The organism is Streptomyces agglomeratus, from assembly GCF_001746415.1.
GTDB classification, from domain to species: Bacteria; Actinomycetota; Actinomycetes; order Streptomycetales; family Streptomycetaceae; genus Streptomyces; species Streptomyces agglomeratus.
In genome coordinates, this window is record NZ_MEHJ01000001.1 from 5,510,197 (window position 1) to 5,528,676 (window position 18,480).

Annotated in this window: 15 protein-coding genes and 1 pseudogene; 6 read left to right on the forward strand and 10 right to left on the reverse strand. The window is 73.9% G+C overall.

Annotated elements, in window-relative coordinates:
* Nucleotides 1–106: 106 nt before the first annotated feature.
* From AS594_RS23990 to AS594_RS24025, 8 genes are all read right to left on the reverse strand, one after another.
* Entirely contained in the window at nucleotides 107–514 is a 408-nt protein-coding gene (locus tag AS594_RS23990; protein ID WP_069932245.1) for an aggregation-promoting factor C-terminal-like domain-containing protein, read from the reverse strand.
* A gap of 275 nt (nucleotides 515–789) precedes the next feature.
* Nucleotides 790–1,626, reverse strand: coding sequence for an ECF transporter S component (locus AS594_RS23995; protein ID WP_069932244.1), 837 nt, complete (start codon nucleotides 1,624–1,626; stop codon nucleotides 790–792).
* Nucleotides 1,623–3,386 (reverse strand): ABC transporter ATP-binding protein, encoded by a 1,764-nt coding sequence (locus AS594_RS24000; RefSeq protein WP_069932243.1) that lies wholly within the window; start codon nucleotides 3,384–3,386, stop codon nucleotides 1,623–1,625. The genes AS594_RS23995 and AS594_RS24000 overlap by 4 nt, the downstream gene beginning before the upstream one ends.
* Nucleotides 3,383–4,639, reverse strand: coding sequence for an energy-coupling factor transporter transmembrane protein EcfT (locus tag AS594_RS24005; protein WP_420877829.1), 1,257 nt, complete (start codon nucleotides 4,637–4,639; stop codon nucleotides 3,383–3,385). The genes AS594_RS24000 and AS594_RS24005 overlap by 4 nt, the downstream gene beginning before the upstream one ends.
* On the reverse strand, nucleotides 4,636–5,340 hold the full coding sequence (locus AS594_RS24010; RefSeq protein WP_420877830.1) for an SCO2322 family protein: 705 nt from the start codon (nucleotides 5,338–5,340) through the stop codon (nucleotides 4,636–4,638). Before AS594_RS24010 ends, AS594_RS24005 begins: the two co-directional genes overlap by 4 nt.
* Nucleotides 5,337–6,581, reverse strand: a complete 1,245-nt coding sequence (locus AS594_RS24015) for a prenyltransferase/squalene oxidase repeat-containing protein (RefSeq protein ID WP_069932242.1) — start codon at nucleotides 6,579–6,581, stop codon at nucleotides 5,337–5,339. The genes AS594_RS24010 and AS594_RS24015 overlap by 4 nt, the downstream gene beginning before the upstream one ends.
* Nucleotides 6,582–6,860: 279 nt before the next feature.
* A complete protein-coding gene (locus AS594_RS24020) occupies nucleotides 6,861–7,454 on the reverse strand; it encodes an MBL fold metallo-hydrolase (protein ID WP_069930741.1) in 594 nt (197 codons plus the stop codon).
* Between the two features lie 130 nt (nucleotides 7,455–7,584).
* Nucleotides 7,585–8,622 carry an MBL fold metallo-hydrolase gene (locus AS594_RS24025; RefSeq protein ID WP_069932241.1) on the reverse strand — a complete coding sequence of 346 codons (1,038 nt, stop codon included), beginning with the start codon at nucleotides 8,620–8,622 and terminating at the stop codon, nucleotides 7,585–7,587.
* Nucleotides 8,623–8,811: 189 nt separating this feature from the next.
* Here AS594_RS24025 and AS594_RS24030 point away from each other — a divergent pair, with 189 nt between their 5' ends.
* From AS594_RS24030 to AS594_RS47595, 6 genes are all read left to right on the forward strand, one after another.
* Nucleotides 8,812–10,278, forward strand: a complete 1,467-nt coding sequence (locus AS594_RS24030; RefSeq protein ID WP_069928955.1) for an aldehyde dehydrogenase — start codon at nucleotides 8,812–8,814, stop codon at nucleotides 10,276–10,278.
* A gap of 53 nt (nucleotides 10,279–10,331) precedes the next feature.
* Nucleotides 10,332–10,511: a ferredoxin gene (locus tag AS594_RS24035; protein WP_069930742.1), complete on the forward strand. Its 180-nt coding sequence runs from the start codon at nucleotides 10,332–10,334 to the stop codon at nucleotides 10,509–10,511.
* Between the two features lie 151 nt (nucleotides 10,512–10,662).
* A complete protein-coding gene (lanKC, locus tag AS594_RS24040; protein ID WP_069935351.1) occupies nucleotides 10,663–13,269 on the forward strand; it encodes a class III lanthionine synthetase LanKC in 2,607 nt (868 codons plus the stop codon).
* An 80-nt stretch (nucleotides 13,270–13,349) separates the two neighbouring features.
* On the forward strand, nucleotides 13,350–13,469 hold the full coding sequence (locus tag AS594_RS43070) for a SapB/AmfS family lanthipeptide (RefSeq protein ID WP_107357889.1): 120 nt from the start codon (nucleotides 13,350–13,352) through the stop codon (nucleotides 13,467–13,469).
* Nucleotides 13,470–13,576: 107 nt separating this feature from the next.
* Nucleotides 13,577–15,310 carry an ABC transporter ATP-binding protein gene (locus tag AS594_RS24045; RefSeq protein WP_069932239.1) on the forward strand — a complete coding sequence of 578 codons (1,734 nt, stop codon included), beginning with the start codon at nucleotides 13,577–13,579 and terminating at the stop codon, nucleotides 15,308–15,310.
* Nucleotides 15,307–17,193 (forward strand): ATP-binding cassette domain-containing protein, encoded by a 1,887-nt coding sequence (locus tag AS594_RS47595; protein ID WP_338120180.1) that lies wholly within the window; start codon nucleotides 15,307–15,309, stop codon nucleotides 17,191–17,193. The genes AS594_RS24045 and AS594_RS47595 overlap by 4 nt, the downstream gene beginning before the upstream one ends.
* Here the strand turns inward: AS594_RS47595 and AS594_RS41270 are convergent.
* Both AS594_RS41270 and AS594_RS24060 read right to left on the reverse strand, forming a co-directional pair.
* A pseudogene (locus AS594_RS41270) lies at nucleotides 17,119–17,652 on the reverse strand (LuxR C-terminal-related transcriptional regulator); the annotation flags it as partial. The gene AS594_RS47595 and the pseudogene AS594_RS41270 overlap by 75 nt on opposite strands.
* A 157-nt stretch (nucleotides 17,653–17,809) precedes the next feature.
* Nucleotides 17,810–18,442 (reverse strand): TetR family transcriptional regulator, encoded by a 633-nt coding sequence (locus tag AS594_RS24060; RefSeq protein ID WP_069928959.1) that lies wholly within the window; start codon nucleotides 18,440–18,442, stop codon nucleotides 17,810–17,812.
* Nucleotides 18,443–18,480 lie beyond the last annotated feature (38 nt).

Sequence of the window (18,480 nt, forward strand, 5' to 3'; positions counted from 1 at the left end):
GGCGTCGCGGAAACCGGCCCGCACGCACGCCGTCGCCGGACGGTCCCTGCGGGACTGTCCGGCGACGGAGGTACGGCGGCTCCCGGGCGGGCCACCGACGGGCCGGTCAGTACCAGCCGTTGGACTGCCAGAAGTCCCAGGCATCGCACGGGCTGCCGTAGCGCTCGTTCATGTAGTCCAGGCCCCACTCGATCTGGGTGGCCGGGTTCGTCTTCCAGTCCGCGCCCGCGGACGACATCTTGGAGGCGGGCAGGGCCTGGACCAGGCCGTACGCGCCGGACGAGGCGTTGCTGGCCTGCGGGTTCCAGCCGCTCTCGTGCGAGACGATCTTGTCGAAGCAGGAGTACTGGGCGGCATCCGGGATCATCTGCTTGGCGACGGTCTGCGGGCTCGCGGCAGCGGCCTCGGAGACGCCGCCACCCATGACCACACCCGCCGATCCGAGCAGCACGGCGGCGCCGGCGGCGAAGGACCTGGGGCGGGAGACGAGGCGGTTGATGATCGGGAACGACACGTGAAGTCCTGACGTCGGGTACGGGGGATGTCGCGGGCGGGCCGGTGGAGACCGGCGAACCGCTCCCGGCGACCGCTCCAATGAAGCAGCCCCGCAGTCCCGTCGCAATCACCCCTCTTACTAGAAGAGCCGGTGAACCGGGCCCATCGCCCCGAGGTGCGCTGGAGTGCGTCTGTGCAGGTCAGGGCGGTGGTAAGGGGGTCGCAGGCGGTGTCGGCGACGTACTATCCGGGCTAGTCGAGGACCAAGGTCCTGTGGGCCCTCTCACCGCCGCCTCAGCGCTGCGGGCCCGCGAATCTGACCTGGGCCTCGAAGGCGGCACGGCGGGTGGCCCGGCGCAGGGCCCTGAGGAGGGTGCCGCCGACGGTGAGGGTCAGTACGACGGTGAGGGTGGCGCGGCCCAGGTCCCAGCCGAGGGACGTGGTGACGTAGTACACGAGGAAGCGGACCAGGTTCTCGTGCAGCGGGTCGCCCGGGACGAAGGAGGTGCCGGTGGCCGCGTCCCCGCCGATGTACGGCCAGCCCTGGAGGTTCATGACGAGGCCGTAGAGGAAGGCGGCGAGGCAGCCGTACGCCGCCAGCAGCGCCAGCTCCGCCCGGCCGCGCAGGCGCCAGGCGCCCGGCAGCAGGCCCGCGCCCATCGTGAACCAGCCCAGGGACAGCATCTGGAACGGCATCCACGGCCCGACCCCACCCGTGAGCAGCGCGGACGCGAACATCGTCACCGAGCCGAGTACGAAACCGAAGCCGGGCCCGAGGACACGGCCGCTCAGCAGCATCAGGAAGAACATCGGTTCCAGCCCGGCCGTCCCCGCCCCGAGCGGGCGCAGCGCCGCCCCGACGGCGGCCAGTACGCCGAGCATCGCCACGGCCTTCGCGTCGAGTCCGGCGTCGGCGATCGTCGCGACGACCACCGCCACGAGGAGGGGCAGGAGGGCGGAGAGCAGCCAGGGGGCGTCCTGGGAGTGGTCCCGGCTGAGCCCCGAGGCGGGGTCCGCGAGCAGCGGCCAGCCGAAGGCGATCACGCCGATCGTGCTGACGAGGAGGAGCGCGGCGACGGAGCGGGCGCCCAGTCGGACGGGACGGGACGGCTTCGGCCGCGTTGTGTTCACGGAGTCGTCCCGTCGTCCAGCGCGTCGCGTACCTGCGAGACGGTCAGCCACTTCTCGGGGGCGAGGATCTTCGCCACCTGCGGGGCGAAGGCGGGGGAGGAGACGACGACCTCGGCCGTCGGGCCGTCCGCGACCACCTCGCCGTCGGCGAGGATCACGACGCGGTGCGCCAGTTCCGCCGCCAGCTCCACGTCGTGCGTGGCCAGTACGATCGCGTGCCCCCGGGCGGCCAGGTCGCGCAGCAGACCGACCAGGCGCGCCTTGGCTGCGTAGTCGAGACCCCTGGTCGGCTCGTCGAGGAGCAGGAGCGGGGGGCGGCCGGTGAGCACGACGGCCAGCGCGAGGGCGAGGCGCTGGCCCTCGGACAGGTCGCGCGGGTGGGTGTCGCCCTGGATGCCCGGCAGCAGTTCGGCGACCAGGGCCCGGCAGGTACCCGGCGCGGCTCCCGCGTCGCCGTCGGCCGCCGCGCACTCGGCGGCGACGGTGTCGGCGTACAGCAGATCGCGCGGCTCCTGCGGGACCAGACCGACCTCGCGGACCATGTCGCGGGGGCGGGTCCGGTGGGGGGTGCGGCCGCCGACGACGACGGTGCCCGAGGTGGGCTCGATCATGCCGACGAGGGCGGAGAGCAGGGTGGACTTGCCGGCGCCGTTGCGCCCCATCAGGGCGATGGTCTCGCCGGGGGAGACGTCGAGGTCCACGCGGCGCAGGGCCTCGACACGGTCGCGGCGGACGCCGAGACCGGTGACGGTGGCCACCGCCCCGGTGTCGCGGCGGGGCGCCGCCGCCGGCGCGGCGGAAGCGCGGCGGCCCAGCAGGCGCCGGAGCTTCCCCGCCGGCCGCCCCTCCCCGGCCGCACCCTCCCCGGCCGCGTCCGCGCCGGGCGCGGCCCCCGACGGCGTTTCCGGGGCCGGGTGCGGGGCGGTCACCTGGGCCGGGGTCCTGCCGGTCAGGTGCTCCCGCAGAGCCGTCGCCCGGCGGCGGGCGTCGCGTACCGACAGGGGCAGCGGGGTCCACCCCGCGAGGCGGCCCAGGGCCACCACCGGGGGGTGCACGGGCGAGGCGGCCATGATGTCCGCGGGCGCGCCCATGCGCGGCGCCTCCCCCGGGCCCGGCAGCAGGATGACCTGGTCCGCGTACTGCACCACCCGCTCCAGACGGTGCTCGGCCAGCAGCACGGTCGTCCCCAGGTCGTGGACCAGGCGCTGGAGCACCGCGAGGACCTCCTCCGCCGCCGCCGGGTCCAGCGCCGACGTCGGCTCGTCCAGCACCAGCACCTTCGGGTGCGGGGTGAGCACCGAGCCGATCGCTACCCGCTGCTGCTGGCCGCCGGAGAGCGTGGCGATGGGGCGCTCGCGGAGCTCCGCGAGGCCGAGCAGGTCCAGCGTCTCCTCGACCCGGCGCCGCATCACGTCCCGCGCGAGGCCGACGGATTCCATGCCGTACGCCAGCTCGTCCTCGACGGTGTCGGTGACGAAGTGGGCGAGCGGGTCCTGGCCCACCGTGCCGACGAGATCTGCCAGTTCGCGCGGCTTGTGCGTCCGGGTGTCGCGTCCGTCGACCGTCACTCGTCCGCGCAGGGTGCCGCCCGTGAAGTGGGGGACCAGACCGGAGACCGCGCCCAGCAGAGTCGACTTGCCCACCCCGGAGGGCCCGACCAGGAGCACCAGCTCGCCTTCCGGCACGGTCAGGTCCACGCCCCGGATCGCCGGCGACACGGCGCCGTCGTAGCTGACCGACACATTCTCGAACCGGATCACTTCGAAGTCGCTTTCACTACGGGAGGTACGGCAGCCGCGGGAGCCGGGTGAGGCAGGACGGGCGCGGCAGGCGCGGCGGGTACCGGAGCCACGAAGGCCGGGAGCAGGCCGATCAGTACGGACGCCGCCGGCCACAGCGGGAACCCGGGAGCGACCAGCGGGACCACCCCGGGGTGCAGGGCCGCCGGATCGTACGTGGCGGCCCGGATCATCAGCGCCGCGACGGCCACCCCGGACCCCGCGACCAGCCAGGCCCGCACGCCCCACCGGTCGGGCCGGTAGCGCGTACGGACGCTGCGCCGGCCGCCGAGGCGCAGCGCGGCCAGCACGGCGACGAGCCCGCCGGCCAGGACGGTCAGACCGTACGCCGCGCCGTCGGGGGTCAGCAGCCCGTACGCCCCGGCGCACACCCCGAGCAGCCCGCCGAGCGTCAGGGCGGTGGTCGTGTGCCGTACGGCGGGCGGGACGGGGGCGGTGCGGCCGTAGCCGCGCGCGTCCATCGACGCGGCCACCGCCACCGACCGCTCCAGCGCGCCCTCCAGCACCGGCAGCCCGATCTGGAGCACCGCGCCCACGCCCCCGGTAGGCCGGCCGCGCAGGCGGCGGGCGGTGCGCAGCCGGACCACGTCGGCCACCATGTTCGGCGCGAAAGTCATCGCCACGACGACGGCGACCCCCGCCTCGTACAGCGCGCCCGGCAGCGACTTGAGCAGCCGGGCCGGGTTGGCGAGCGCGTTCGCGGCGCCCACGCAGATGAGGAGCGTGGCCAGCTTCGCCCCGTCGTACGCCGCGAAGACGAGCTGCTCGGCCGTCACGCGCCCACCGATGCGAACGCCCTGTGCCCAGTCCGGCATCGGCACCTCGGGCAGGGTGAACAGGGCGTGGGTGCCGGGGATCGGTGAGCCGAAGAACGTCGAGAAGACGAGGCGGATGCCGATGACCAGCAGCCCGAGCTTCACGAAGACCCCGTACGAACGCGCCCACGGCGCATCGGTTTTCCGCGCCGCCACGACGTACCCGGCCACCCCCACCAGCATCCCGAGCAGCAGCGGATTGGTGGTCCTGGACGCGGCGGCGGCCAGTCCGAGCGCCCACAGCCACCACGCCCCGGCGTGCAGGGCGTTGCTGCGGCTCGCCACAGGCGCCCGGAGGGCGGCCAGGGCGGAGGGACGGGAGGAGGGTGCCGAGGCCGTGGCGGGCCCGGGACGCGTCGGGGGCACGGATGTCCTCCGGGTCGGCCGGTCCGGGGTCATCCGCGGCGGCGGCGCGCCTGCCACACGCCCGCGGCGCCCATCGCGAACACGGCGGCGAGACCGACGAGCAGGCCCGCGGAGGGGCCGCCGCCGTCGTCCTCGCCGGACCCGGCGCCTGTGGCGGAGGCGGGGGAGCGGGGCGTTTCCTCGCGCCCGGACACCTGCTCCCCGCACCCCTTGTCCGGGTAGCCCGAGATCGCGCAGAGCAGCGCCGTGCTGTCGTAACGCAGCGGCTTCGCCACGTTGGCGAGCGCGTCCGCCGCCGTCGCGTCCGCGCCGGTACGGGCACACGCCGTGCGCCGCGCGGGCGGCCGCTCGCCCTCGGGGGCGTCGGCCGCCGTACCGGGGTCGATGACGACGGCGATCCGCTTGGCGCCGGCCCCGGCGGGCGTCCCGCCGCAGACGGCGCCGAAGGAGTCCGCCGGGTGACGCGGCTTCGCGGAGTCCCGCGAGTCCTCGCTCACCGAGAACCGGAAGCCGATCACATCGCCGTCGGCGGGCCTGGCGGAGGCCGGTCCCAGGGTGGCGTACGTCCACGCGCCGCTGTCGCTCTCCCAGAACGACCAGTAGCGGTAGCCGCCCGACGCCGCCGCCTGCGCGGGCCCGGCAGACCCGCCCAGCACCGCGAGCGCGGCGCCGAGCGTGGTTCCGAGCACGAGGAGCAGGGCCGTCAGCCGCGTCCGCACCACCCCGGCCGTCACAGCTGCTGGTTCTTCTTGCGGCCGCTGAACAGGATTCCGGCGCCGACGCTCGCGACGAAGAAGACAGCGACGATCCACCAGGTGCCGAAGCCGCCGCCGTCCTCCTTCTCGTCGTCCTTCTTCTCGTCGGCCGCCCGGTCGGTGGCCTCCGGCGCGGGTCCGGTCGCGTTGAGCGCCTTCACCAGGTCGGTGCCGCCGAAGTCCGCCGGGTCGGTGCCGGTCGCGTGCGCGGCGAAGACGAGCTGGGCGTACGCGGCGGGGCCGTTCTCCTTCGCCCAGGGCGCCGCGTTCTTCTTCAGCCACTCCAGCGGCTTCGCCGCCCGCTCGGCGCCGCCCTGCGCGGCCAGCGCGACGACGGCGTCCGCCGTGTTGCCGAAGTCGGGCTGCGGCTTCGTGTCCTCGGCGCCCGGCATGGGGGGCGTGTCGAGGTGCCCGGTCCCGGCCAGTACGCCGTCGAGGTACGCGGCGCCGTTCGCGGCGGCCCGCTCGGGGGTCGGCTTCCCCTTCGCGCACTTCGCGGGCTTGTCCCCGGGCTTCCCGGCCTCGGCGCCGAGCCCCTGGCCCAGCCCGCCCAGTACACCGGCCGCCGTCGCGTCGGCGTTCGGGGCGAGCTTTTTGTCCTTGTCCGGCTGGTAGGCGAACGCGCCGCCGCCCGTCTTGGCGTCGCACGGGACGGCGAAGGTGACGAGCGCGTCGTACGCCGACCTGCCCTGCTGGGACGTGACCTCGCCGGGCTTCTCACCCGTCGCGGCCAGCGCGCCGATCACGATCGAGGTGGAGTTGGCGTCGCTCGCGCCACCCGGGTTGTAGCTCCAGCCGCCGTCCTGGTTCTGCGAGGACTTCAGCCAGCTCACGCCCTTCTTCACGGCGGCGTCCTGCCCGCCGAGCGCGCTGAGCGCCTGCACGGCGGCGGCGGTGGCGTTGCTGTCCGTCATCGTCTTCGACGTGCACGGTTCGGCGGCGTCCGCGCGGAACGACGGGAAGCCGCCGCTGTCACACTGCTGCCCGACGAGCCAGTTCACGGCCTTGGCGGCGGGCTCGACGCCCACGGTGTCCTGGGCGAGGAGGGCCAGCGACTGCCGCCAGACACCGTCGTACGTCGGGTCCTTCTCGCCGTAGAGCCCGGAGGGAATCACGGGCGTGGGGGAGGGCGCGGCGACGGCGGTGGTGGCCGTGGCCGCGCTCGCGCAGAGTACGGCGGAAGCTGCGAGCACGGCGGCTGCGCTGCGGCGAAGGGTCATGACGGGCGGGGGCCTCTCCTGCTGAGGAGCCGGGCCCGGGCGCGCGGAAACCACGCACCAGGCTCCGGCTCCGTATACCTCGACGGTGCCGAGCCAGTACTCATGCCGGACCGGGCGTTCCGACTCACCGTCGCGGGGGACGGATAACGGCTGCGGGTCAGTGCCGGATTCGCACCGGCTTCTCCCAGAACGGCATGATGACGACTCGCACACTCTACCGGCCCGTACCCGGCGGCCCCCGGGGCGGTCGGGCCTGGCAGTGGCCCCCGGCCGCGCCCCCTACAGCGGCGCGGACGCGTCCGCCGGGAACGCGCCGCCGTGGCCGGGGACGATGACGTCGGCGATCGCGAGGACCCGCTCCCTGCTGGCCCTCAGCTGTGCGAGGTCCGGGGAGACCGGGTCCTCGACCGGTCCGTTCGGCCGCCACCACAGGTCTCCCACGAACGCGACCACCTCGTCCGGTGTGCCGACGAGCACCGTCACGTCCTCCCGGCTGTGCCCCGGAGTCCTGATCAGCCGTACGGACGGGGTCAGTTCGTACCCCTCCGCGTCGCGGTCGGTCCACTGGTCGCCGTGGTAGATCGCCTTGTGGTCGTGCATCCTGGCCCGCCCGAACAGCCCCGCGTTGATGATGTTGTCCGGGTGGTGGTGGCTGAGGACGACATCGGTGATGTCGTCCGCGCCCACGCCCATCGCGGCGAGCGGGCCCAGGATCCGGTCGCGGCCGGCGACCATGCCCGGATCAATGACGATCCGCAGGTCCCCGTCGCTCACGTACGAGACGGTCGCGGCGACGCCGGGGCCGGTGGAGGTGGTGTAACCCGTGGTCAGGATCGTGTAGCCGGCCGTACGGCCGCGCGGTGCGTCGCTCATGGGGACCAGCTTTCCGCCGATGCGCCGTGCCCACGAGTGGCACATCTGCCACGCATCGCGGGATTCGTGCCGGGCCCGGCACGTGCCTGCCGCCGGCGGGGCGGCCCGCCCCGCCGTTGCCTGCGCGCCTTCACACCGCGACGTACGTGACCGGGTCGTCGCCCGGGACCGCCTCCGCGTGGCCCAGCTTCACCAGGCGGCGCAGGTGGGCCTCCGCCTCCGAGACGGCGATGTTCCTCGACCCGTACGGGATCTCGTCCCAGGGCCGGTTCCACTCCATGCGCTCGGCGAGCTGCCAGGGGGTGAGGGGCGTGGCGAGCAGCGCGCGTAGTCCGGTGAGGCGGTCCTCGTGGTGGCCGAGGAGTTCCCGTACCCGGCCGGGAGCGTCGGTGAACGCGTGCTGGTGGGCGGGGAGGACCTCGGCCGGGGCGAGCCGGGCGACGCGCTCCAGGGAGTCCAGGTAGTCGCCCAGGGGGTCGGTGACCGTGGCGTCGTCCGGGTCCTCGTACAGGCCGATGTGCGGGGTGATGCCGGGGAGCAGGTGGTCGCCGGAGAAGAGGCGGCCGTTGCCGGGGAGGCCCGCCGGGTGGGCCTCCGCCAGATGCAGGCAGACGTGGCCGGGTGTGTGGCCCGGCGTCCAGACCGCGCGCAGACGGCGGCCGGTGAGGGGCAGCAGGTCGCCGGGGACGATCTCGCGGTCGGGCAGGGCGGCCCGCAGGCCGGGCAGGGTGCGCATGCGGCCGGAGTCGAGGGCGGCGCGGAGCGGGGCGAGGTGGCCGTCGGGGGCGCCGGCGGCGGTGAGCTTCGCGGTGATGTAGCCGAGCCATACGCCGGGCTCCGCGTCGCGGGTGCGGCGTACGACCTCCGCGTCGGCGGCGTGCATGGCGATCCACGCGCCGGACGCTTCGCGCACCCGGCCGGACAGGCCGTGGTGGTCGGGGTGGTGGTGGGTGATCACCACGCCGTGGATGTCGGTGACGGACGTACCGAGCGCGGCCAGGCCGGTGACCAGGGTGTCCCAGGACGCCGGGTCGTCCCAGCCGGTGTCGATCAGGACCGGCCCGTCGTCGGTGTCGAGCAGGTGGACCAGGGTGTGGCCGAGCGGGTTGTCCGGGATGGGGACCCTGAGGGACCAGACGCCGCCGCCGTGCCCGGTCACCTGCGTCATGGGTCCCCGATTCCTCAGCTGTTCCCCGCCCCGGACTAGAACTCGTTCCAATAGTCGCCCAAGTCGACTTCTTTGCAAAGGGGGTTCGCGCCGTGCCGGGTCATGGACTCCCCGGACCGGAACTGGTATCAGTTCTGATGCACCGTCAGAAACTCGGACAAGAGTCGCGGCCCTGGGAGGCAGACAGTCATGACCGAGCTTGTGGAGCACCGGAAGCTTTACATCGGCGGCCAGTTGACCGATCCGCTCGGGAGCGAGGTCATCGAGGTCGTCTCGCCGCACACCGAAGAGGTCATCGGCCGGGTGCCGCACGCGTCCCGCGCCGACGTCGACCGGGCGGTGGCGGCGGCGCGCAAGGCGTTCGACGAAGGGCCCTGGCCCCGGACGACGCTCGACGAGCGGATCGCCGTGGTCACCCGGATCAAGGACGCGATCGCCGTACGGCACGAAGAGATCGCCCGCAGCATCACCTCCGAGAACGGGACGCCGTACACCGCGAGCGTGATGATGCAGGCGCTGGCCGCGATGATGGTGTGGGACGCCACCATCGCCGTCGCGCGCGACTTCCCGTACGAGGAGCGGCGGACCGGTGTGCTCGGATCGCTTCTCGTACGCCGCGAACCGGCCGGGGTGGTCGCGGCCGTCGTGCCGTGGAACGTCCCGCAGTTCACGGCGGCGGCCAAACTGGCGCCCGCGCTGCTCTCCGGGTGCACGGCCGTGCTCAAGGTGTCGCCGGAGACTCCGCTCGACGCGTACATCCTGGCGGAGATAGCCACCGACGCCGGGCTGCCCGAGGGCGTCCTGTCGATCATCCCGGCCGACCGCGAGGTCAGTGAGTACCTGGTCGGCCATCCCGGCGTCGACAAGGTGTCGTTCACCGGCTCGGTCGCGGCCGGGAAGCGCGTGATGGAGGTCGCCGCGCGCAACCTCACCCGGGTGACGCTGGAACTCGGCGGCAAGTCGGCGGCCCTGATCCTGCCGGACGCCGACCTGACGACGGCCGTCGAAGGCATCGCGCCCTTCGCCTGGATGCTCAACGGCCAGGCGTGCGTGGCCCAGACCCGCATCCTCGCCCCGCGCTCGCGCTACGACGAGTTCGCCGAGGCGTTCGCCGCCGCGGCCGGCGCGCTCAAGGTCGGCGACCCGCTCGACCCGGCCACCGAGGTCGGCCCGCTCGTCGCGAAACGCCAGCAGCAGCGCTCCCTCGACTACATCAGGATCGGCCAGGAGGAGGGTGCGAAGATCCTCGCGGGCGGCGGCCGCCCGGCCGGTACGGATCGGGGCTGGTACGTCGAGCCGACGCTCTTCGGCGGGGTCGACAACACGATGAGGATCGCCCGTGAGGAAATCTTCGGGCCGGTCATCTGCCTGCTGCCGTACGACGACGAACGCGACGCGGTGCGGATCGCCAACGACTCGGAGTACGGGCTCAGCGGCAGTGTGTGGACCGCCGACACCGAGCACGGGATCGACATCGCGCGGCAGGTCAGGACCGGTACGTACTCCGTGAACACCTTCAGCATCGACATGCTCGGGCCCTTCGGCGGCTACAAGAACTCAGGACTCGGCAGGGAGTTCGGGCCCGAGGGGTACGGCGAGTACCTGGAGCACAAGATGATCCATCTGCCGGCCGGCCACGGCCTGGGGGAGGCGTGACGGTGGACCGCTGGCACGTCGAGGTCGACCGGGGCGTGTGCATCGGCTCCGGCATGTGCGTGAACCACGCGCCGGACTCCTTCGCCCTGGACACCGCCCGCCAGTCACGCCCGGCGGAGCCCGACCTCGACGCGAACGAGAGAGTGCTCGCCGCCGCCGAGGGCTGCCCGGTCGAGGCGATCGCGATCACGCTGGCGGGCAGCGGGGAGGTGGTGTTCCCGCCCGAGGAGTGACGGGCGGAGCCGCCCGGCGGCCTGCGCGCTCGAACGGGGGCGAACGGATCTTTACCTATGAGTACCGCACGGCCATGACGTGACAGGTGTGACTATTCCTCCCCCGCGGCGGCGTGGAAATCTCGGTGTCACCGCAGCCGAGGGGGGACCCATGGACAACCGGTACGAGGTCTTCTGCCTCGCCGACAGACAGTTCTACGAGACCCCGGACCGTCTCTCCGGGTCCGGAGCCGGTTCAGGTTCCGAGTCCGGGTCCGGGACGTCCTCGTCCGTGCCGCTCTTCGAGGCCGCCCAGCGCGAACTGCCGCCCGGCTGGCGGAGGTTCGTCTCCGGCGACTGGATGCACATCAACCCGGTCGACGACAAGGGCGCGCCGCTCCCCGGCCGGCCCACCCAGGGCTGGAAGATCCACGTCTCGGCCTGCCTGGACAACGCGGAGAAGACCGCCGCGAAGGTGTGGGACTACTGCGTGCCGCGAGCCGTCCCGTTCAAGTTCGTACCGGGCCCGCAACCGCTCCACCTGCGCAACTCCAAGTACGCCGGACGCGGCTCCAGCGGCAAGTTCGTGACCGTCTACCCGGCCGACGAGAACGAGCTGCACGTCATCCTCCGGGAGCTGGGCGAGCTGCTCGACGGCGAGCCCGGGCCGTACATCCTCACCGACCTCCGCTGGGGCGACGGCCCGCTGTACGTCCGCTACGGCGGCTTCGCGCACCGCTACTGCGTCGACGGCACGGGCACCCTCGTCCCGGCGATCGAGAACCCGGAAGGGACCCTCGTCCCCGACCTGCGCGAGCCGGCCTTCCACGTGCCGGACTGGGTGGAGCTCCCCGCGTTCCTGGAGCCGCACCTCGCGGCCCGCAACGCCACGACCACCAACGACCTTCCGTACCGCATCGAAAGCGCCCTGCACTTCTCCAACGGCGGCGGGGTGTACCTCGGCGAAGACCTGCGCAGCGGCGAGAAGGTGGTCCTCAAGGAGGCGCGGCCGCATGCCGGACTCGCCGCCGACCGGGCCGACGCCGTCACCCGCCTGGAGCGGGAACGCGCCGCACTGGAACGGCTCTCCGGGCTGGGGGTGGCCCCCGAGGTCCGTGACTGGTTCATGCTCGGTGACCACCGCTTCCTGGTGATGGACCACCTGCCCGGCCGCACTCTCAACTCCTTCTTCGCGCAGCGCCACCCGCTGCTGGAACCCGAGCCGGACCCGGCCGCCGTCGCGGACTACGCGCGCTGGGCGCTGCGGATCCACCGCGCCGTCGAGGAAGCGGTCGCCGCCGTGCACGGCCGGGGCGTCGTCTTCAACGACCTGCACATGTTCAACATCATTGTCGGGCCGGACGAGGAGTCCGTCCGCCTGCTGGACTTCGAGGCCGCCGCGCGCGTCGAGGAGAACCACCGCCAGGCCATCGCCCACCCCGGCTTCATCGCGCCCCGCGAACGCACCGGCTTCGACGTCGACCTGTACGCCCTGGCCTGTCTGCGGCTGGCCCTGTTCCTGCCGATGACCACCCTGCTGGTCGTCGACCGGGACAAGGCGCGCCATCTGGCGGACGTCGCCGCGGCCCAGTTCCCGGACGTACCACGTGAGTTCTTCGACGAAGCGGTGGCGGTGATCTGCGGGACGGACGCCGCGAGCGACCGGCCGTACGTGCCCGTGGAGCCCTCCGACTGGCCCGGCGGCCGCGACTCGGTCGCCGCCGGCATCCTGGCCTCCGCCACGCCGGCCCGCGACGACAGGATCTTCCCCGGCGACATCGCCCAGTTCGCCGACGGCGGCGGTCTCGGGATCGCGCACGGCGCCGCCGGGGTCCTCCACGCGCTCGGCCAGGCCGGCGCCGGCCGGTACGAGGAGGGGGAGGAGTGGCTGCTGCGGCACACCGCGCCACCGCCGCTCGGTACCCCGCTCGGCCTCTACGACGGACTGACGGGCGTGGCCCACGTGCTCGACGGGCTCGGCCACCGCGAACGCGCGCTGGAGCTGGTGCAGCGGGTGCTCGACGAGAAGTGGCAGCGTCTCGTTCCCGGCCTGTACGGCGGCCTCGCCGGCGTCGGCCTCGTCCTGGCGGAGCTGTCCCGTACCTCCGGGGAAACGTCCCTGCGGCAGCGGGCCCTGGAAGCCGCGCAGATCCTCGCCGACCAGCGGCGGCCCGGCAGCGGCTCCGCCGGCACCGGCAAGCGAGCCGGCCTGCTGCACGGCGCCACCGGCCCCGCGCTCCTCTTCCTGCGGCTGTACGAGGACACCGGCGCGCCGCAGCTCCTCGACCTGGCCGCCGACGCCCTGCGCGCCGACCTCGCGCGCTGTGTGCGCAACAGCACCGGCACCCTGCTCGTCGACGAGGGGACGCGCACCATGCCGTACCTCGGGGCCGGGTCCGTCGGCATCGGCATGGTCCTCGACGACTTCCTGGCGCACCGCGAGGACGAGGAGTTCGAAGCGGCGCGGGACGGCATCGTACGGGCGGCCAGGTCGCGGTACTACGCCCAGCCGGGGCTGTTCAACGGACGCGCCGGCATGGCCCTCTACCTGGCGAGGACGACCGCGCCGCAGGCGCGCCCCGCCCACCTCGCGGCGCAGCTCGACGGACTCGGCTGGTACGCCCTGCCGTACGAAGGGCACCTGGCCTTCCCCGGCGACCAGATGATGCGCCTCTCCATGGACCTGGGCACCGGCGGCGCCGGCGTGCTCCTCGCGCTGGCAGCGGCGCGCGGCACCGGCGCGCACCTGCCCTTCCTCCCGCCGCTCCGGCGGCCCTAGAACCGGTACGGCTCCGACCCGGAGCCGTTCCGCCCAAAAGAACCCGTCCCCACGGGAACGGACAACCGAAGGGAACCACCATGGCACTTCTCGACCTTCAGAGCCTGGACACCCCCGAGACCGACGGCGGAGACCAGAGCAGCCTGAGCCTGCTGGCGTGCGACAAGCACAGCTCCAACAGCTTCCTGCTGTGTCTGTGACGTCGAGAGAGATCTCTGCGGAACTCTGACAGAGACGCGGCCCCGGGAGGCACTGCTCGCCTCCCGGGGCCGCCGATCTGCCCGCACCGAGGAAAGGGCGAAGGCGCATGGCACCGGAGCTGGACCAACTCCGCGCCGCCGACCGGCTGCTGCTCGGCTCCGTCCGGCACTGCGCGCTCCCCGGTACGGCGATCCTGCTCCTCAGCACCACGGGCGCCCTGACCGGCCTGGCGCTGCCCGCCGTGCTCGGCCGCACGCTGGACCTGCTGCTCTCCGGGCGTCCCGCGACCGCCTGGCTCACCGCCTGCGCGGCCCTGACCTGCCTGCTCGTCGTGGTCGACGCCCTCGACGGAGTGCTGACCGGCACCACCAACGCCCGCTCCACCGTCTGGTTCCGGCGCCGCCTGCTCGGGCACGTCCTGGCCGCCGGGCCGCGCTGCACCGACCGGGTCCCGCCCGGGGACGTCGTGGCCCGCCTGGTCGGCAACGCCGCCCACGCCGGAGGCGCCCCCGCCACGCTCGCGGGCACGCTGGCCGCCGTGGTGACACCTGTCGGCGGGTTCGTCGCGCTCGCGCTCGTCGATCTGTGGACGGCCGGAGCGTTCCTCGTCGGCATGCCCCTGCTCGCCCTGCTGCTGAAAGCCTTCGTCCGCGCGTCGGGCGACAGCGTCGCGCGCTACCAGGAAAGCCAGGGCGAGATCGCCGCACGTCTCGTCGAGGCGGTGGGCGGCGCCCGCACGATCGCGGCAGCCGGTACGGCCCGCCGCGAACGGGCCCGCGTCCTGGAACCACTCGCGGCCCTCAGCGCCCAGGGCTACCGGATGTGGCGGGTCCAGGGCCGTTCCACCGCCCAGGCCGCCGTGCTCGTGCCGCTGCTCCAGATCGCCGTACTGACAGTGGCCGGAACACGCCTTGCGGCGGGCGAGCTCTCGGTGGGCGGACTGCTCGCCGCCGCCCGGTACGCCGCGCTCGCCACCGGCATCGGGATGCTGGTCGGCCGGCTCAACGGGCTGGTGCGCAGCCGGGGCGCGGCCCGCCGCCTCGCCGGACTGCTCGCCGTACCGGCCACCGCGCACGGCGACGCGGAACTCGCGCCCGGCGACGGGACGCTGGAGCTGCGCGGCGTCACGGTCGCCCACGGCGGGCGCACGATCCTGGACCGGCTCGACCTCACCGTCCCGGGCGGCACCTCGCTCGCCCTGGTGGGCCGCTCGGGCTCCGGCAAGTCCACCGTCGCCGCGGTCGCGGGCCGCCTCGCCGACCCCGACGCGGGTACGGTCACGCTCGACGGGGTACCGCTGCGCGAGCTGCCGCGCGACGTGCTGCGCCGCGCGGTGGGCCAGGCGTTCGAGCGGCCGGCGCTGCTGGGCGCCACGATCGGCGGCACGATCGCCTTCGGCCCCGGTGAACCGGACGCCGCGACCGTGCGGGAGGCGGCCCGTACCGCCCGCGCCGACGACTTCGTACGCCGCCTTCCGCACGGCTACGACACCCCCTGCGCCGAGGCCCCGCTGTCCGGCGGCGAGGCCCAGCGGCTCGGCCTGGCCCGGGCCTTCGCCCACCCCGGCCGGCTGCTGATCCTGGACGACGCGACCTCCAGCCTCGATACGGTCACCGAGCTGCGGGTCGCGGAGGCCCTCACCCGGCAGGCCGGTGTCCGTACCCGCCTGATCATCGCGCACCGGGCCTCGACGGCCGCCCGCGCCGACCGGGTCGCGTGGCTGCACGAAGGCCGCATCCGCGCGGTGGGGCCGCACGCGCGGCTGTGGGAGCAATGGGAGGACTACCGCGCGGTGTTCACAGGCACCGACGACACACCAGAGGACCGAGGCAGGTCATGACGCCAGAAACGCCCCGCCTGCGCACCGAGGGCCTGCGCTTCCTGAGCCGGCGGCGGCCCGTGCTGGCCCGGCTGGGAGGCTGGTCGCTGCTCGAAGCCGCGCAGACCTTCCTCTTCGGGTACGCCGTCGCCCGCGCCCTCGACCACGGATTCCTGGCCGGCCGCACGTCCGTGGGGCTGGGCTGGCTGGCGGCGGCGGCCGTGGCCGTCGCGGCCGGGGCGTACGGCACCGGGCGGGTGTTCCGGGCGGTGTCCGAGCTGGTGGAGCCGCTGCGCGACGGCCTCGTGCGCCGCGTCGTCGACCACGCTCTGGAGAGCGCCGACCATGGGGCGGTGTCCCGGCTCACCCACCAGGTGGAGATCGCCAGGGACACCTTCGCCGGTCTGGTCATGGTCTCCCGGTCGTTCGTCTTCACGGCCGCCGGTGCGCTGGCCGGGCTCGCCTCACTGGCGCCCGCGCTGCTGCTGGTCGTGGTGCCGCCGCTGGTCCTCGGCCTCGGGCTGTTCCTCGTGACCCTGCGCCCGATGGCCCGCCGTCAGGAGACGTTCCTGGCCGCCGACGAGGAGGTCGCGGAGGTACTGGACGCGACCGCCGCCGGGCTGCGGGACATCGCGGCAGCCGGCGCGGAGGCCCGGACCGCCACCGAGGCGGACACCCGGTTCGACGCCGAGTTCCGCGCCGCGCGCACGCTCGCGCGCTGGGGGGTGCTGCGGGTGCTCGCGGTGGCGGTGGCCGGCCGGCTGCCGGTGGTGCTGCTGCTGGTGGCGGCGCCCTGGCTGCTGCGCCGAGGGGTGACGCCCGGCGACCTGGTGGGGGCTCTCACGTACCTGATGTACGCCCTGCTGCCCGCGCTCCAGAGCCTGATGCAGGCCCTGGGCACGGCGGGCTCCCGCCTGACGGTGGTACTGCGCCGCCTGACGGGACGGCCGTCTGGGGGGACACCCGCCGCCAGGCCGCCCGAGGGCGAGCCGGGCGCGCGTGGCCCGGCGCCTTCCGGCACCGGTACGGGACGGGAGGAGAACCCGCCCCGCCCGGCCGCCGTGGAGCTTCGGGGGGTGACCTTCGCCTACGGTCCGCACGCCGAGCCGGTGTTCCGGGAGCTCGACCTCACCGTTCCGGCCGGCGGTCACCTCACGGTCGTCGGGCCCAGCGGTATCGGCAAGTCCACCCTGACCGCCCTGGTCGCGGGCCTGCTGGTGCCCGGCCGGGGGGAGGTGCTGCTCTGCGGCGGGCCGGTGCGCGGCGCGGTGCACCGGCGGGTGCTGGTGCCGCAGGAGGCGTACGTCTTCTCCGGGACGCTGCGCGACAACCTCACCTATCTGTGCCCGGACCCGCCGCCCGACTCCGCCGTGCTCGCCTCCGCCCGCGCGGTCGGGGCGTACGAACTGCTGCTGCGGCTGGGCGGCCCGGACGCCACGGTGGCGCCGCGCGAACTCTCGGCAGGGGAGCGGCAGTTGATGGCACTGGCCCGCGCGCACCTCGCGCCCGTGCCCGTCGTCATGCTCGACGAGGCGACCTGCCACCTCGATCCGGCGGCCGAGGCCCGCGCCGAGCGCGCCTTCGCCCGGCGCCCGGACACCACGCTGATCGTCGTTGCCCACCGGATCAGCTCGGCCCGGCGCGCGGACCGTGTCCTGGTGATGGACGGTACGCACGCCGTGAGCGGCAGTCATGACGAACTGATCCGGTGCTCCGCGCTCTACCGGGACCTGGCCGGCGGCTGGTCAGAGCCAGCCGGCGCCCTGCGAGATGCGAATGGCGTCCACACGATTGCGGGCGCCCGTCTTGCGGGTGATCGCGGCCATGTAGTTGCGCACCGTTCCGTTGGTCAGGTGCAGGCTGTGGGCGATCTCGGTGACGTCCGCCCCCTCGGCGGCGAGTGACAGCACGCTCAACTCACGCTGGGTCAGCGGGCTGCGGGCCGCGTCCAGGAACGCGTGCGCGAGCGAGTCGTCGACGAAGCGTTCCCCCGCCGCGACCCGCCGTACCCCTTGGAGGAGCCGCTCGGTCGTGGCGTCCTTGTTGACGTAGCCCTGGGCGTCGGTCTCGTACGCGCGCCGCAGGAGCCCGGGTTTGCCCGCGGGGACCAGGACGAGCAGCGCGCAGCCCGGGTACGCGCCGCAGGCGCCCGACACTTCCGCGGCGGCCACCAGACCCGGTGATCCGGGCCCCTCCGCGTCGACCACGCAGACCTGCGGCGGTAACGACCGCGCGCTGTGCACCGCTCCCGCCGGGGTGCTCGTCGATATCTCGATGTCGGGCTCCTTTTCCAGTAACGCGGCCAGTCCCGACCGCACCAGACAGATGTCGTGCACGAGAAGAACGCGGATCGTGTTGATCACTGACTGCTCCCCCGGAGAAACCCTGCGTAGCCCTGCATGGACATGGCACGTCGCTCATTAGTACCCGGGACGGCCGATCTCACGGGTGCGGATTCAGGCCATTGGCGGGTGCGGGAGGGGCGCGCAGGGCGCACTTCCGTTGCGTATGCGCCCCCTGTTACCGGCGGGAAGGTCCCTCGGTGGCATCCGCCGGGCCGGTCAGGTCGATCAGCCTGCACACCGTCTCGATGTCGATCTTCACCTGCGCGATGGACGCCCGCCCGGAAAGCCACGTGATCAGCGCCGAGTGCCAGGTGTGCTCGATGACCCTGACCGCCGAAAGCTGCTCCGGGGTCGGCGCTCCCGCCAGGTCCATCGCGTCCAGGATGATCGCCGTCGTCTGGCGCGACACCGTGTCCACCTCCGGGCTGACGCTGCGGTCCGCGAAAGTCAGCGCCCGCACCATGGCGTCCGCCAGCTGCGGTTCCCGCTGGAGGGCCCGGAAGGCGCGCATCAGCGTCTCGGCGACGCGCTCGGCCGCGGTCTCGCCCGCCGGGGGCCGCTTGCGCAGTGTGGTGTGCATGTGGTGGAGCTGGTCCTGCATGGTGGCGACCAGCAGGTGGACCTTGGACGGGAAGTAGCGGTACAGCGTGCCCAGTGCGACACCGGCGGCCTCGGCCACCTCGCGCATCTGCACCGCGTCGAAGCCGCCCCGGCTGGCGAGCTGGGCGCTGGCGTGCAGGATGCGGCGGCGGCGCGCCTCCTGGCGTTCCGTCAGAGGCGGCGACGAGGGCTTGACTTCCGCTGTCATGCGTCCCATTCCATGGCATTTGTCCGTACGCCGGGCGT

Coding starts and splice junctions, on each gene's coding strand:
- AS594_RS24030 (WP_069928955.1), top strand. CDS start 8,812: ATGACCGAGCTTGTGGAGCACCGGAAGCTTTACATCGGCGGCCAGTTG.
- AS594_RS24025 (WP_069932241.1), bottom strand. CDS start 8,622: ATGACGCAGGTGACCGGGCACGGCGGCGGCGTCTGGTCCCTCAGGGTC.
- AS594_RS47595 (WP_338120180.1), top strand. CDS start 15,307: ATGACGCCAGAAACGCCCCGCCTGCGCACCGAGGGCCTGCGCTTCCTG.
- AS594_RS24015 (WP_069932242.1), bottom strand. CDS start 6,581: ATGACCCTTCGCCGCAGCGCAGCCGCCGTGCTCGCAGCTTCCGCCGTA.
- AS594_RS24005 (WP_420877829.1), bottom strand. CDS start 4,639: ATGACCCCGGACCGGCCGACCCGGAGGACATCCGTGCCCCCGACGCGT.
- AS594_RS24020 (WP_069930741.1), bottom strand. CDS start 7,454: ATGAGCGACGCACCGCGCGGCCGTACGGCCGGCTACACGATCCTGACC.
- AS594_RS24035 (WP_069930742.1), top strand. CDS start 10,332: ATGTGCGTGAACCACGCGCCGGACTCCTTCGCCCTGGACACCGCCCGC.
- AS594_RS24045 (WP_069932239.1), top strand. CDS start 13,577: ATGGCACCGGAGCTGGACCAACTCCGCGCCGCCGACCGGCTGCTGCTC.
- AS594_RS43070 (WP_107357889.1), top strand. CDS start 13,350: ATGGCACTTCTCGACCTTCAGAGCCTGGACACCCCCGAGACCGACGGC.
- AS594_RS24060 (WP_069928959.1), bottom strand. CDS start 18,442: ATGACAGCGGAAGTCAAGCCCTCGTCGCCGCCTCTGACGGAACGCCAG.
- lanKC (WP_069935351.1), top strand. CDS start 10,663: ATGGACAACCGGTACGAGGTCTTCTGCCTCGCCGACAGACAGTTCTAC.